This window comes from Streptomyces nodosus, assembly GCF_008704995.1.
GTDB classification, from domain to species: Bacteria; Actinomycetota; Actinomycetes; order Streptomycetales; family Streptomycetaceae; genus Streptomyces; species Streptomyces nodosus.
Genome location: NZ_CP023747.1, coordinates 5,738,045 through 5,751,061, shown reverse-complemented (window position 1 = coordinate 5,751,061; position 13,017 = coordinate 5,738,045). Strand labels below are relative to the sequence as shown.

At 72.5% G+C, this 13,017-nt stretch carries 12 protein-coding genes and 1 pseudogene; 9 read left to right on the top strand and 4 right to left on the bottom strand.

The features are described 5' to 3' along the window. Positions 1-49: 49 nt before the first annotated feature. Complete coding sequence (locus CP978_RS25865) at positions 50-754, bottom strand: YcnI family protein (RefSeq protein WP_242647101.1); 705 nt, start codon at positions 752-754, stop codon at positions 50-52. Next, positions 645-1,580 carry a hypothetical protein gene (locus CP978_RS25860; protein WP_227745447.1) on the bottom strand — a complete coding sequence of 312 codons (936 nt, stop codon included), beginning with the start codon at positions 1,578-1,580 and terminating at the stop codon, positions 645-647. The genes CP978_RS25865 and CP978_RS25860 overlap by 110 nt, the downstream gene beginning before the upstream one ends. 199 nt (positions 1,581-1,779) lie before the next feature. On the opposite strand from CP978_RS25860, the gene CP978_RS25855 reads away from it, so the two are divergent. The 6 genes and pseudogenes from CP978_RS25855 to CP978_RS25830 form a co-directional block, all read left to right on the top strand. Further along, positions 1,780-2,178, top strand: a complete 399-nt coding sequence (locus CP978_RS25855) for a TOBE domain-containing protein (RefSeq protein WP_043444744.1) — start codon at positions 1,780-1,782, stop codon at positions 2,176-2,178. A gap of 320 nt (positions 2,179-2,498) precedes the next feature. Next, positions 2,499-3,338, top strand: coding sequence for a molybdate ABC transporter substrate-binding protein (gene modA, locus CP978_RS25850; protein ID WP_079162318.1), 840 nt, complete (start codon positions 2,499-2,501; stop codon positions 3,336-3,338). Further along, positions 3,335-4,189, top strand: coding sequence for a molybdate ABC transporter permease subunit (modB, locus tag CP978_RS25845; RefSeq protein WP_043444740.1), 855 nt, complete (start codon positions 3,335-3,337; stop codon positions 4,187-4,189). The genes modA and modB overlap by 4 nt, the downstream gene beginning before the upstream one ends. After that, positions 4,186-5,280 (top strand): ABC transporter ATP-binding protein, encoded by a 1,095-nt coding sequence (locus CP978_RS25840; RefSeq protein WP_043444738.1) that lies wholly within the window; start codon positions 4,186-4,188, stop codon positions 5,278-5,280. Before modB ends, CP978_RS25840 begins: the two co-directional genes overlap by 4 nt. A gap of 325 nt (positions 5,281-5,605) precedes the next feature. Beyond that, a complete protein-coding gene (locus tag CP978_RS25835; protein WP_043444736.1) occupies positions 5,606-6,271 on the top strand; it encodes a DedA family protein in 666 nt (221 codons plus the stop codon). After that, positions 6,268-6,870 (top strand): annotated as a pseudogene (locus CP978_RS25830) (phosphatase PAP2 family protein); the annotation flags it as partial. The gene CP978_RS25835 and the pseudogene CP978_RS25830, both read left to right, overlap by 4 nt. Before the next feature lie 234 nt (positions 6,871-7,104). Here the strand turns inward: CP978_RS25830 and CP978_RS25825 are convergent. Further along, positions 7,105-8,619 (bottom strand): hypothetical protein, encoded by a 1,515-nt coding sequence (locus tag CP978_RS25825; RefSeq protein ID WP_043444734.1) that lies wholly within the window; start codon positions 8,617-8,619, stop codon positions 7,105-7,107. A gap of 268 nt (positions 8,620-8,887) precedes the next feature. Between CP978_RS25825 and CP978_RS25820 the strand changes: the two genes are divergently transcribed. Next, a complete protein-coding gene (locus CP978_RS25820) occupies positions 8,888-9,289 on the top strand; it encodes a BlaI/MecI/CopY family transcriptional regulator (RefSeq protein WP_079162317.1) in 402 nt (133 codons plus the stop codon). A 10-nt stretch (positions 9,290-9,299) separates the two neighbouring features. Here CP978_RS25820 and CP978_RS25815 read toward each other — a convergent pair whose 3' ends face one another. Beyond that, positions 9,300-10,145 (bottom strand): ABC transporter ATP-binding protein, encoded by an 846-nt coding sequence (locus CP978_RS25815; RefSeq protein WP_043444730.1) that lies wholly within the window; start codon positions 10,143-10,145, stop codon positions 9,300-9,302. Between the two features lie 343 nt (positions 10,146-10,488). Between CP978_RS25815 and CP978_RS25810 the strand changes: the two genes are divergently transcribed. Then, positions 10,489-12,372 (top strand): ATP-binding cassette domain-containing protein, encoded by a 1,884-nt coding sequence (locus tag CP978_RS25810; RefSeq protein WP_043449491.1) that lies wholly within the window; start codon positions 10,489-10,491, stop codon positions 12,370-12,372. A 228-nt stretch (positions 12,373-12,600) separates the two neighbouring features. Continuing rightward, the gene (locus CP978_RS25805; RefSeq protein WP_052454284.1) at positions 12,601-13,008 is read left to right on the top strand and encodes a hypothetical protein; all 408 of its coding nucleotides are present in this window, start codon (positions 12,601-12,603) and stop codon (positions 13,006-13,008) included. Positions 13,009-13,017: the final 9 nt, after the last annotated feature.

The following is a 13,017-nucleotide window of genomic DNA, read 5'->3' as shown; positions in this document are numbered from 1 at the left end:
CCTCCCCCGCCCCGCCGACGGAGGGTGCCGTCGGCGGGGCGGGGTGCGGTCACTCGGAGGAGGGTGTCGACGTCGACGGACGGGTACGGCCGCGGGCGAGCGCGAAGCCCGCGGCGGCCAGGCCCAGGGCGCCCACGACCAGGCCGGCCACCCCGAGCCCACGGGCGGTCGAGTCGCTGCCGGAGGCGGCCTGCGCCGTGGAACCGCCGGACTTCTCCTGCGTCGCGGCGGGGGCGGAGGCCGCCGTACCGCTGTCCTGGGCCGTGCCCTCGGCGGTGAGCCGGAGGACGGGCGCCGGGTTCTCGGGCTCGTCACCGCCCTTGTGGGTCTCCTCGATCCAGCGGACGACATTTCCGTCGGAGTAGGTCTGCAACGTCTTGAAGGTCAACTGGTCGGTGTCGTCCGGGAGCTGACCGAAGGCCACCTGGAAGTCCTGGTACTGGCCGTGCCGGATGCGCCCGCCGGTCCAGGTGATCTCGGAGACGGCGTCCGTGACGGTGCCGTCGTCCGTCTTGACCGGCTTCTTCAGCTTGGTGGTGGTCATCTGCGCGGTCCAGCCGTCCTGCGGACTGACCAGCACGCCCAGGATCGGGTGGTCGGTGGGCAGGAAGACCTGCACCTTGGTGGTCGCGGCGGTGTCCGCCTCATTGGGCACCCGGAAGGTCAGCACACCGTCGGTGGAGCCCTTGGCGTAGCTCTCCGGGTGGACGGTGACATGGGCGAAGGCCGCGCCCGCCGCGGCGAGGACGCTCACGGCGGCCAGTGCGGTGACGGTGCCGGCGCGGCGCAGGGTGGTACGCATCGGGGACATGGGTGGGGAAGCTCCGTACTCGTGCTCGATATGGGGGGGTGGGTCGGGTACGGGGTGCTCGGGGCGGACCGCGCCGGGACAGGGCGTGGCGCAGCAGTGTCTGCCGGAGGGGGTGACGCCGAGAGGCGAAGGGGCCGGTCGGCAGGGCGTACCCCGGCAGCGGTGCCGCCGTACGCCACCAGGCGGCGAGGCCCGGTACGAACGCGACGGCCTTGCGCAGCAGCGACCACAGGGCGGCCTCGCCACGCCGCAGACACCAGGAGGCGACGAGGGCGGCGGCCAGATGCGCGACGACGGCGGGAGCGGACATGCCGTGCGACGGGGCGGCCAGGGGCATGCCCGAAGGCATCGCCGCCATGGACATGCCTGTCATGGGCGTGCCCATCATGTGCATCGCCGCGTGCAGGCCCTCGCTGTACATCGCCGCATGCGGGCCCGCGCCGTGCGCTTCCGTGGGCAGGCCCGGCGAGTGCATCGCCGGGTGCGTCGGCGCGTCCGGCGGGCCGGCCGCGTCGAAGGCGAGGTGGAGCCCGCCCTGCACCACGAGCATCGCGGCGCCGATACCGAACTGCGAGCGCTCGCGCGCGGCGAGCGCCGTGCCGACGGTGAACACGGCCAGGAATCCGCCCGCTTCGACCCACAGCGGTGGGGCGAAGCCGGTGGCCAGCGTGTGTCCCCCGGCGGCGAGCAGCACGCACACGACGGCGAACACCGCCGCGCGCACACTCCGCACCGCCCAGGACGCGCCCATGCCGTGGGATCCTGCCATGCGGACGCGGTCGCCCACGCCGGTTTCGACCTCGGGCCCGTCCGTCGCGTGTCTCGTGCCTCCGCGCGCCCGCATCTCGCCCTGTGCGTCCGCGGTTCCGTGGGTCCAGGCGTCATAAGTGTCCACGTGCGGGTCCGACGGAGTGTTCGGCCGCCACCAGGTGCGCCCATGATCACCCGGGGCGCCTATCGTGGCGCCCATGCAGTCCTACACAATCGGCCAGGCCGCCCGTCTGCTGGGAGTGAGCCCGGACACCGCGCGACGGTGGGCGGACGCGGGCCGGGTGGCCACCCGCCGCGACGAGGGCGGGCGCCGGGTCATCGACGGCGCGGACCTGGCCGCGTTCTCGGTGGAACTGGCCCGCGGCGGCGCGGACGAGGAGGACGCCCCGTCCTACACCTCGGTCCGCAATGCGTTCCCGGGGATCGTCACCGCCGTGAAGCTCGGTGATGTGGCCGCCCAGGTGGAGATCCAGGCGGGGCCGCACCGACTGGTGTCCCTGCTGACCAGGGAGGCCGTGGAGGAACTGGGCCTGGAGGTCGGGATGGAGGCCACCGCCCGGGTGAAGTCGACGAACGTGCATATCGACCGGGCCTGAGCGAACGGGCCCGATCGACCGGGCGGGGCCCGATCTGCCGGACGGGTCCGGGCGACACCGGACGGGTCCGGGCGACGCGGACGGGTCCGGGCGGCGCGCCCTTCGGTGCCCGGTGTGACCATCCGTCAGCTCCGTACCGCGCCCCGCAGCGGTGAGGAAGCACCCAGCCCCCAGCAAACGCAGATGCCACCCTGACCAGAAAACCGGCCCTGCTCCTGCCATGCCGAAAGGCCCTACCGGCCAGCATCCGCAACAGTATGATCGGCATATCGGAGGGGTTCGGGAATCCCTCCTGGCCGATCCGAGGGAGTGGACCCGTGATGACCCGTTCCGAGCGTCGGAGCCGCCGGACACTACAGCTGACCGGAGCGGTGGCCGCCGGCCTGCTGGCCCTGAGCGCCTGCTCCTCCTCGTCCGATTCCGGCTCGTCCGACTCCGGCTCCAAGGAGACGTCGGGGGCCTCGGCTCCCTCCTCCGCCAAGGTGTCCGGCACGGTCACGGTCTTCGCCGCCGCCTCCCTCAAGGAGAGCTTCACGGCCCTCGGCCAGACGTTCGAGAAGCAGCACCCGGGCACCACGGTGACCTTCAGCTTCGGTGGCAGCGACACGCTCGCCGCAAGCATCACCGGGGGTGCGCCGGCCGATGTCTTCGCCGCCGCCAGCCCCAAGACGATGGCCATCGTGACGGATGCGAAGGACACGGCCGACACGCCGGTCACCTTTGTGCGCAACCAGCTGGAGATCGCCACCCTGCCCGGCAACCCGGACAAGATCTCCTCCCTGAAGGACCTCACCAAGTCCGGTCTCAAGGTCGTCCTGTGCGACAAGACCGTGCCGTGCGGAGCCGCCGCGCAGAAGGCGCTGGACGCCAGCGGTCTGAAGCTGACCCCGGTGTCGTACGAGCAGGACGTCAAGAGCGCCCTGACCAAGGTGGAGCTGAAGGAGGCCGACGCCGCGGTCGTCTACAAGACCGATGTGCAGGCGGCCGGTGACAAGGTGGAGGGCGTGGAGTTCCCCGAGTCGGCCGAGGCCGTCAACGACTATCCGATCGCCCTGCTCAAGGACGCCGGCAACCCTGAGGCGGCCAAGGCGTTCATCGCGCTGGTGCGGTCCGCCGAGGGAAGCAAGGTCCTGACCGGGGCGGGGTTCCTCGAGCCGTGACCCGGCCCGGCACCTCCGACACCGCGGCCCGCCCCCGGGTGGACGGGCCGCGGCGCGGGCGTGTCCCGCGGCCGGGGGTGCCGCTGCCCCTGCTTCTGCCTGCGGTGATCGGCCTGGCGTTTCTGCTGCTGCCGCTGATCGCCCTGCTGGCACGGGCTCCCTGGCGGGACCTGCCGCACCAGCTGACCAGCACGGAGGTGTGGCAGGCGCTCCAGCTGTCCCTGCTGAGCGCCACCGCGGCCACCGCGGTGAGCCTGGTGCTGGGCGTGCCGCTGGCCTGGCTGCTGGCCCGTACGGACTTTCCCGGACGCGGCCTGGTACGGGCCCTGGTGACGCTGCCGCTGGTGCTGCCGCCGGTGGTGGGCGGTGTGGCCCTGCTGCTGGCGCTCGGGCGCAACGGCATCGTCGGGCAGTGGCTGGACGCCTGGTTCGGGATCACACTGCCGTTCACCACCGCCGGGGTCGTGGTGGCCGAGGCGTTCGTGGCGATGCCGTTCCTCGTCATCAGCGTCGAGGGCACGCTGCGGGCCGCCGATCCGCGCTACGAGGAGGCCGCGACGACGCTCGGCGCCTCCCGGTTCACGGCGTTCCGCCGGGTCACGCTGCCGCTGATCGCACCGGGCATCGCGGCCGGGGCCGTACTGGCCTGGGCGCGGGCGCTCGGCGAGTTCGGGGCGACGATCACCTTCGCGGGCAACTTCCCCGGCCGCACCCAGACGATGCCGCTGGCCGTCTATCTGGCGCTGCAGAACGACCCGGCGGCGGCGATCGCCCTGAGCCTGGTACTGCTGGCCGTGTCGATCGCGGTCCTGGCGGGGCTCCGGGACCGCTGGATGACGGCGGCGTCATGACCCGCCTCGAGGAGACCTCCACCGGCCGCCAGCCGGCCGTGGCGCGCACTGCGGGCCTGGACGCCCGGATCGTGGTCGAGCGCGGCTCCTTCCGGCTCGATGTGACACTGACCGCGGCGCCCGGAGAGGTCGTCGCGCTGCTGGGACCCAACGGCGCCGGGAAGACCACCGCACTGCGCGCGCTGGCCGGGCTGGTACCGCTCGCCGTCGACGGCCGTCTGCTGCTCGACGGGTCCGCGCTGGACCGTACGCCGCCCGAGGCGCGCCCCGTGGGCGTCGTCTTCCAGGACTATCTGCTCTTCCCGCATCTGACCGCGCTGGACAATGTGGCCTTCGGCCCCCGCTGCCGGGGCGCGTCCAAGGCGGAGGCACGGGCGGTCGCCGCGAACTGGCTGGAGCGCATGGGGCTGGCCGACCACGCCGGGGCCAGGCCGCGCCGGCTCTCCGGCGGCCAGGCGCAGCGTGTCGCGCTCGCCCGCGCACTGGCCACCCGGCCCCGGCTGCTGCTCCTGGACGAGCCGCTCGCCGCGCTCGACGCCCGCACCCGGCTGGAGGTACGGGCCGGGCTGCGGCGCCATCTGGCCGAGTTCGAGGCGGTGGCGGTGCTGGTCACCCATGACCCGCTGGACGCGATGGTGCTCGCCGACCGACTGGTGGTCGTGGAGCACGGCCGGGTGGTCCAGGAGGGCACCCCGTCGGATGTGGCGCGCCGGCCCCGTACGGACTACATCGCCCGGCTGGTGGGCCTCAACCTGTACCGGGGGGTCGCCGAGGGGCATACGGTACGGCTGGACACCGGTCCCGTGATCATCAGCACGGAGGTGCTGACCGGCCCCGCCTTCGTGGCGTTCCCTCCCGCCGCCGTCACCCTGTTCCGGGAGCGGCCCAGCGGTGCGAGTGCGCGCAATCTGTGGCGGTGCGAGGTCGCGGGCTTGGAGACACACGGGGACCGGATCCGTGTCGACCTCACCGGTGAGCTGCCGCTGGCCGCGGATCTGACCACCGTCGCCGCGGCGGAACTCGGGCTCCAGCCGGGGATCACGGTCTGGGCGGCCGTCAAGGCGGCGCAGACCCACGCCTATCCGGCCTGACACGACGCTCTCCGGATCCTGCCGTCCGCTCTCTGAACCTCTCGGGCCTCTTGGACCTCTTGGGCTGCTTGGACGCGGCCCGTTCGTCTGTACCGGCTGCACCCGGCCCGGTCTCCCGAGCCTGACCCGGCCCGCTTGCTTTCCTGAATCCGGCCCGCCTTGATCCCCGGGACCCCGGGACCGGGTCCGTTCACTCGTCCAGGCGAACGGGAACGCCCGCCGCCTCTCCATCGTCTACAGTTCAGTAGACGGTCTACATGTCTGTAGTCAGCTGCCGGGTGGTGTCGTGCTGCGCCCGGCCTCCCTTATGGAAGGGCTCGCGCCGATGGCCACAACCTTGTCACTGGGGGCACAGCTCGCGGTGAATGTGCTGGACGCCCAGTCTCTGCTCGCAGCCTTCGGCGTGCTGGGCGTGGGCGTCGTGCTGTTCGCCGAGACGGGCCTGCTCATCGGCTTCTTCCTGCCGGGCGACTCCCTGCTGTTCACCGCCGGGCTGCTGTGCGCCGGCTCGGGCCGGCACGGCATACATCTGGCGCTCGGCCCGCTGCTGGTCGCGGCCGCCGTGGGCGCGCTCGCCGGATCCCAGTGCGGCTATCTGATCGGCCGTAAGGCGGGCGGCGCGCTGCTCGCCCGGAGCCGCTCGCCCCGGCTGCACGAGGGCGCCCAGCGCGCCGAGGAGCTCCTGGAGCGGTACGGCCACGCCAAGGCGATCGTCCTGGCCCGCTTCATCCCCGTCGTCCGTACGGTGTTGAACCCGATGGCCGGTGCCCTGCGGGTGCCTCTGCGGACCTTCACCGTCTGGCAGGTGGCCGGTGGCCTGGTGTGGAGCCTCGGTCTCATCCTCGCCGGATATGCGCTCGGCTCCTCGGTGCCGAACATCGACGCCTATCTGCTGCCGATGATCGCGGTGATCGTCGTGCTCTCCCTGATCCCCCTCGCCCTGGAGCTGCTGCGCTCCCGCCGGACCGCGAAGGAAGGTGCCCGCGGATGATGTACGCCCTCGACGGCTCGCCTTTGGACGGCTCCGTGTACAGAGATGTGGTGGACCTGGCCGGGCGCGCCCCCTCCTGGCTGGACTCCCTGATCTCCGCCTGGTCGACGTTAGGGCTGGGGCTGTTCGCCGTGCTGATGATCGTCGTCTGGTGGCGGGCGCGCCATATCGGCCCCCGTGACGCACTGGTCGCCCTGGCGGTCCCGCTGGTGGTCGTTCTCGCCTACGCGCTGAACGACGGGCTGAAGATGCTGGTCCGGGAGGACCGCCCCTGTCAGAGCCTCCATGTGTCCACGCTGGAGGCCTGTCCGGCGCCGGGCGACTGGTCCTTCCCCAGCAACCACACGGCGATAGCCGCGGCGGCCGCGGTCGCCCTGTTCGTGGTGTCACGCCGTGTCGGCCGGATCGCTCTGGTGGCGGCGGCCGCGATGGGGGCCTCCCGGGTCTGGGTCGGCGCCCACTATCCGCACGACGTGGTGGCCGGGTTCGTTGTCGGAGCCCTGGTGGCATACCTCGCGATGATCCCGCTGAGCCGTCACCCGGGGGCCCTGACCCGGCGGCTGGAGTCCACTCCCCTGCGTCCGTTGCTCCAGGCGTCATCAGCGCCCTCGGGGTCGTCGACCTCCTCGGGGTCGTCGACGTCATCAGCGTCCTCGGGGTCGTCGGCATCGTCGGCATCACCCGGGCCGTCGGCAGGACCGTCAGCCGGGCAGGACCCCGCCCCGGAACGGGTCGACAGCCGTAGCTGACCGCATCCCGACCGCGCGCGGGCACGGCGCGCAGGGCCGGCACCGCCCGGGTGCCGGGAGCCGTGCCGGTGCCGGTCGGAGTGGTCATCCGCGTCCGCCCTGGGCCGTCACGGGACCGACATAGAGGCGAAGGCCCTGGAAGGAGTGGGGCTTCCAGCCACGCGCATAGGACGGTGGACGTCCCGTGGCGGTGCCCAGATACGCCACGGGCTGGAGCCGGGCGGTGCGCGCGATGTCGTCGGCGGTGGTGTTGGCGTTGTTGCCACTGGTCGCGGCGGAGGAGCAGCCGGCGTAGAAGGCGATCGGGACGGAATCGCCGCCGGTCAGCATGCAGGGCGGCCGCACCCCGAGCCGGTGCAGTTCGGCGGCGGTGCGGGACCATGCGCGGTGGTCGGCGGTGGTGTGGTGGACGGTGCTGTGCAGCACCTCGTACTGGACGGTCAGATGGGCGGCGAGCCCGAGCGCCAGGAGGGCCGCGGTCACCGGCCGCCGACGGCCGTCCGGTGCGGTGCCCAGATGGAGGAGGAGGTCGGCGACGGGGATCGCGAGCAGCGCATAGGCGGGGAGCAGAAAGCGGGGTGCGGCGTATCCGATCAGAAAGAGGTAGGGGAAGGCGGCCGTCGCCGCGCAGGCCAGCGGCACCAGGGTGCGGCTCGGTGGCGCGGGGCGCCGGGCCCGGAACGCGATGACCGCCGCGAGCACGGCGAGCAGGGGCAGCACGAACCACCAGAGGGTCACCGCCGGGTGCGGCAACGGGCCGGTGCAGGGCCGGCACAGGGTGCGCCCGCCGAGGCTGCGCAACTGGTCGCCGACGGCGATGTTCCAGCCGAGGCCGCCCTGGGCCTGGGAGGCGTCGGACAGACGTCGCAGCAATCCCCCGTAGCGGTCGTGCGCCTCGACGATCCACTGGGCCGATCCGGCGGCCAGCCCGCCGACCAGCGCCAGCAGCAGCGAGAAGCGCCGCCACTGCCGCAGGAGAAGCGCCAGGAGCAGGAGCGGGGCCGTGATCCAGACACCGTCGACGGGCCGCATCCAGGTCATCAGCGTGACGCTCGCGGCGAGGCCCCACAGGGCCGGCCGATCGGCGCTGTCCGCGTGGACGCGGAGAAAGCAGCCGGCGGCGGCCAGGGCGCCGACCGCCACCCAGTAGTTGGGCATGGCCTGCGGGCCGTAGAAGAGGGTGATCCACAGGCTTGCGAACAGCGCGCCGCCGAGGGCGAGCGCTCGGGCGGGGAAGATGCCCCGCCAGGCGCGCAGGGCGAGAAAGAGCGTGGCACCGGAGAGCACCGCGAGATAGACCCGGAGCAGGGCGGTCGAGGACGACCAGGAGGTGATCGGGGCGACCAGCAGGGAGATGCCCCGGGCACGGGGTGCGCTGAAGTACGCCGCGGGGGCGTGGGTGCTGATCTGGCTGACGTACACCGTCTCGTCCCAGCCGAGCCCCATCCCGGGCCGGACGAGCAGAAGTTGGGCCAGGGTGAAGGCGGCCGCGACGGCGGCGGTCATCCCCTGGCCCCGGTCCCGCCACGACATGCCGGCCACCGACGGTGCCGCGAGCCGGCGGGCGCTTGCGAGCGTGCTGCTGGAGCTGTTGGCCATACCCATCCCTCACCCCCTACGGGACATAGGGGCATCATGCCCCGGGCACCGGTAGGGCCGACGATGGAAATCGGGAAAGAAAAAGGTAAAACGCTAAAACACGAACAAGCTAACGCGAACAGACCGGCGGGCGCAGCGTGAGAGCCACAACTGTCCTGCTTCCGGGACTCTCTTACGCCGAGCGGGTGGGCGGGACCCACTCCGGTGGACGGTCGGCCCGGCCCCACTCCCGGCACCCCGCTCCCCTACGCGCTGTAAGGTTGCGGGCATGGCTGGCAGAGGTCCCGAGGGCAGGGCGGAACGACGCAGCGCCGGTGAGCTGGAGAGCGCGGTGCTGGCCGCGCTGTGGGCCACCGAACAGGCGCTCACGCCCGCCGAGATCCAGGCCGGCATCGGCGGCGGCCTCGCCTACAACACCGTGCACACCATCCTCAAGCGCCTCTATGACAAGGGACTTGTCCTGCGGGACGTGGACGGGCGGCGCGGGGCGTACCGGCCCTCGAAGGACGCGGCCGAACTGACCGCCGAGGCCATGCACCAGGCCCTGGACCGCGGCCCCGACCCGATCGCCGCGCTCCAGCAGTTCGTCTCCGGCCTCAGCCCCGAGGAGGAACAGGCCTTGCGCGATGTGCTCGACGAGCGTCCGTCCCCCGGGGGCCGCGAGACCTGAGGACCGGCGTCTAGGCGCCCGGCCGCTCCGCGCCCGGCAGGGACGCGGACCGGGCGTACCAGCGGCCGTCGTGCGCCTCGACCCGGATGGGCCGTCCGAAGCACCGGGTGAAGTTCTCCGAGGTGAGCACCGAGTCCACCGGCCCGGAGACCAGTTCACGGCCCTCTTTGAGCAGATAGGCGTGCGAGGTGGAGGGCGGCAGCTCCTCCGGATGATGGGTGACGGTCACGGTCGACAGTCCCGGACGGCCGTCCGCCAGCCGGTGCAGCGCGTCGACCAGATCCTCCCGGGAGGGCAGGTCGAGCGCGTTGAACGGCTCGTCGAGCAGCAGCAGGGACGGCTCGGACATCAGGGCGCGGGCGATCAGCACCCGGGCGCGCTGCCCGCCCGAGCAGTCGCCGAAGGCCCGGCCGGCGAGTTCCTTGCAGCCCAGTTCCGCGAGCAGGTCATGGGCCCGCTCACGGTCGTCGGCGTCATACATCCGCCACAGCGGCTGCACCGTGCCGGTCACACCGGTGAGAACCACGGTGTGGGCGGTGGCGTCCAGCGGAACCTTCTGCGCGGCGGTGACCAGGCCGAGGCGTGCGCGCAACTCCCGTACGTCCACCCGGCCCAGGCGGTGACCGAGCACGTCCACCGTCCCCGCGGTGGGGTGCAGCAGTGCCCCGGCGAGCCTCAGCATGGTGGTCTTGCCGGCGCCGTTCGGCCCCAGCAGGGCCCAGTGCTCGCCGGTCCGTACGGTCCAGTCGACCGAGTCCAGGACGATCTCCTGACCGGTCGTACGGCGATGGACGCTCACCCCGGCCAGGGCGATGACGGGACGGGATTCGGTGGCACCAAGGCTGCGGCCTGTCATGGGGGCAGCGTATCGGTTCCCCCCTCCCCGGTCCGGCCGTTTCCGGCGGTGGGGCAGCTGTCGGAAGGGTGCCCCCACCGGGCGGCGACCGGGGCCGCCTGCCGGTGGAACCGCACCGAGGTGAACCCCACCCGTCACATCAGCAACGAGCCTCGGCGATTCGGCCAACGCCGACCGCTCCGGGCACCGTGCGGCACCGTGTCCGTGCCAGGAGAACCCCGTGATTCCGGGACTGCGCTTCGTCCGGAATCGAGCGCGTTCGAATCACCGTCACCCTCGTTGAGCCGGGCACCGCCGGACCACCCAGGTGCGGCGCCGACCCCCGGGAGGGATGCAGGTGACCATGACCGACGCCTCCGCCGAAAGCTCGAACCCGCCGCCCCCACCACCTCCGGCCACCATCGCCTTCGAGGGGAAGCACGGCAAGAACCCTCTGGAAGAGGCCAGTTTCACCAAGATGTGCGGGCGGCTGCCCTCCGTCCTGGGACACACCGCACGCATGGCCTGGGCGGTCGACCGGAGCGCGGTCGTCCTGCTGCTGGTGTGTCAGCTGCTCACCGGGGTCGCAGCCGGTGTCGTCCTCGCGTTCACCGCACAGGCCATGCGACACCTCCTCGGCACGGGCACGGTGTCCGAGCGGCTGCACGGGGCCCTGCCCGCGCTCATGGTGGTCACTGCCGCCTCTGCCGCCGCCCGGGTGACCAGCGCCCTGTCCAGCTACGCCGACGGGCGGATCACCCCGGGCCTGATGAGCGAGGCGGACACCGCGCTGGTCGCCGCCGTGTGCCGGGTGGAGTCCTCCGCCTACGGTGAGGACGGGTTCGCGGACCGTCAGGAGGCGGCCGAGGTCGGCGTCACTCGCACCCGGATGATGGTCAGTGACGCGCAGCGGTTCATGGCCTCGCTGATCCGGATGGTCGCCGCGGGCGGTGTGATCACCGCACTGCACTGGCTGATGCTCCCGCTGCTGCTGCTCGCCGTGCTCCCGGCCGGCCTGGGTGCGGTGCTCTGCGCCCGCGTGGACTACGAGACGCACTACGCCAATGTGGGCGACCGCAATGTGCGCGGCATGATGCGCTGGTGGGCCACCGACCCGCGCCACAGTGACGAGGTCCGCGCCAACGGCATGACCGGCTATCTCATCTACTGGTACCGGACCCTGTCCCGGCGCATCGACGAGCGCACCCTGACCGCCGCGCCGCGGATGCTCCGTATCGTTCTGTCCACCTCCGCCGTGGGCGGGCTGTTCCTGCTGGCGACCTGGGCGACGCTGGCCTGGCTCGCCGGCACCGGCCGCGTCGCACTGCCCATCGCCGCCACCGCCGTGGTCGCCGTGCAGACCACGCTCGGCGCGCTCTCCCAACTGGTCGTCTACGGGGCGGCGTTGTTCCACACCTCGCTCTACCTCGCCGATATGCGCTCCTTCCTCGACCTCGCCGGGAAGCGGGCGCCCCGGCGCGGGGAGGCGGTCATCCCCTCCCGCGTCGACGAGATCCGGCTCGACGAGGTCGTCTACCGCTACCCCGGCAAGGAGGAACCGGCCGTGGCCGGTGTCTCCCTCACTCTGCGCCGCGGGAAGATCCTGGCCGTGGTGGGCGAGAACGGCTCCGGCAAGTCCACCCTGACCAGGCTGATCACCGGAATCCTGCTCGCCGACAAGGGACGGGTGCTGTGGGACGGCACCGACCTGGCCCGGGCGGCGCCCGACTCGGTCTGGGCCCGAGCGGCCCTGGTGCCGCAGAACTTCGCCACCTGGCCGCTGCGCGCACGGGAGAACATCACCCTCGGACAGCCCAGGAGCTGGGACGACGCTCCCGTCTGGGAGGCCGTCGACGCCGTCGGCATGCGCGGCGCCATCGAGCGGCTGCCGCGACAGCTCGACACCCTGCTCGCCCGGGAGCTCTTCGGAGGCGTCGAACTGTCCGGCGGCCAGTGGCAGCGGCTCGCCTGCGGTCGCGCCCTGTACCGCCGGACACCGCTGCTGATCCTGGACGAACCGACGTCACAGATGGACCCGCGCGGCGAACACCAGATCTTCGAGAGGATCAAGGCGATCGCCGCGGACCGGATCACCATCGTGGTCACCCACCGGCTGGAGAACACCCGGGTGGCCGACCACATCGTCGTCATGGAGCAGGGCCGCATCACCGAACAGGGCCGTTACGACGACCTGGTCCGCGCCAACGGGACGTTCGCCGAGCTGCTCGCCCTCTCCCAGGACCGGTGATCCCCGGAGTCCGGCAGCACCGGGGCGCGGACGACCGGTCCGCGCCCTGGCTGGTCGCGGACCGCCACTGATGCGCTGCCGCCCCCGAAGGCGTCCCAAAGGCGTCGGCGCCCGGCGGTACCTTGCCGTCATCGGGCAGGGAAGCGCACACCGATCGTGCTGGGGCCCGGCATGGCCGCGAAGGTGCCGACTGTGGCTGAATGTCGGTACCCGGGAAGGGGAGGCGGCATGGCGGGCGAGACTCAGCCGGTGGAGTGGCGTGAGGCGGTGTGGGTCCTGCTGGGCTGCTCGGCGATGTCCGCTGTGGCCTGGGGGATCCTGTCCCTCTGGGGAGGCCGGGACCAGTCCCTGCCCCCAGCGGCGGTCATGATCCTGAGCCAGTGGTTCTGGACCCGGCACCGGTTCTGGTTCGCCGGCTCGGCCGCCGCGGTGACCGGCTCGGTCACCGCGTTCCTCCTGACCGACGAGCTACGGCCGCACCTGGACCGGCTGTCCGCCGACGCCGTGGCGATCGAGGCCGGTGTCCTTGTCGCGCTGGTGGTCTTCGGCGTGTGTGCGCGGCTGCGGTTTCCCCGCCGTGCCGTGCGGGAGCAGGCCGCCGCGTCGACCGGGAGCGGCCGGCCTCCCACGAAGTGACCGCGCCGG

Coding starts and splice junctions, on each gene's coding strand:
- CP978_RS25820 (WP_079162317.1), top strand. CDS start 8,888: ATGGCTGGCAGAGGTCCCGAGGGCAGGGCGGAACGACGCAGCGCCGGT.
- CP978_RS25805 (WP_052454284.1), top strand. CDS start 12,601: ATGGCGGGCGAGACTCAGCCGGTGGAGTGGCGTGAGGCGGTGTGGGTC.
- CP978_RS25855 (WP_043444744.1), top strand. CDS start 1,780: ATGCAGTCCTACACAATCGGCCAGGCCGCCCGTCTGCTGGGAGTGAGC.
- CP978_RS25815 (WP_043444730.1), bottom strand. CDS start 10,145: ATGACAGGCCGCAGCCTTGGTGCCACCGAATCCCGTCCCGTCATCGCC.
- CP978_RS25840 (WP_043444738.1), top strand. CDS start 4,186: ATGACCCGCCTCGAGGAGACCTCCACCGGCCGCCAGCCGGCCGTGGCG.
- CP978_RS25835 (WP_043444736.1), top strand. CDS start 5,606: ATGGCCACAACCTTGTCACTGGGGGCACAGCTCGCGGTGAATGTGCTG.
- modA (WP_079162318.1), top strand. CDS start 2,499: ATGACCCGTTCCGAGCGTCGGAGCCGCCGGACACTACAGCTGACCGGA.
- CP978_RS25860 (WP_227745447.1), bottom strand. CDS start 1,580: ATGGCAGGATCCCACGGCATGGGCGCGTCCTGGGCGGTGCGGAGTGTG.
- CP978_RS25825 (WP_043444734.1), bottom strand. CDS start 8,619: ATGGCCAACAGCTCCAGCAGCACGCTCGCAAGCGCCCGCCGGCTCGCG.
- CP978_RS25810 (WP_043449491.1), top strand. CDS start 10,489: ATGACCGACGCCTCCGCCGAAAGCTCGAACCCGCCGCCCCCACCACCT.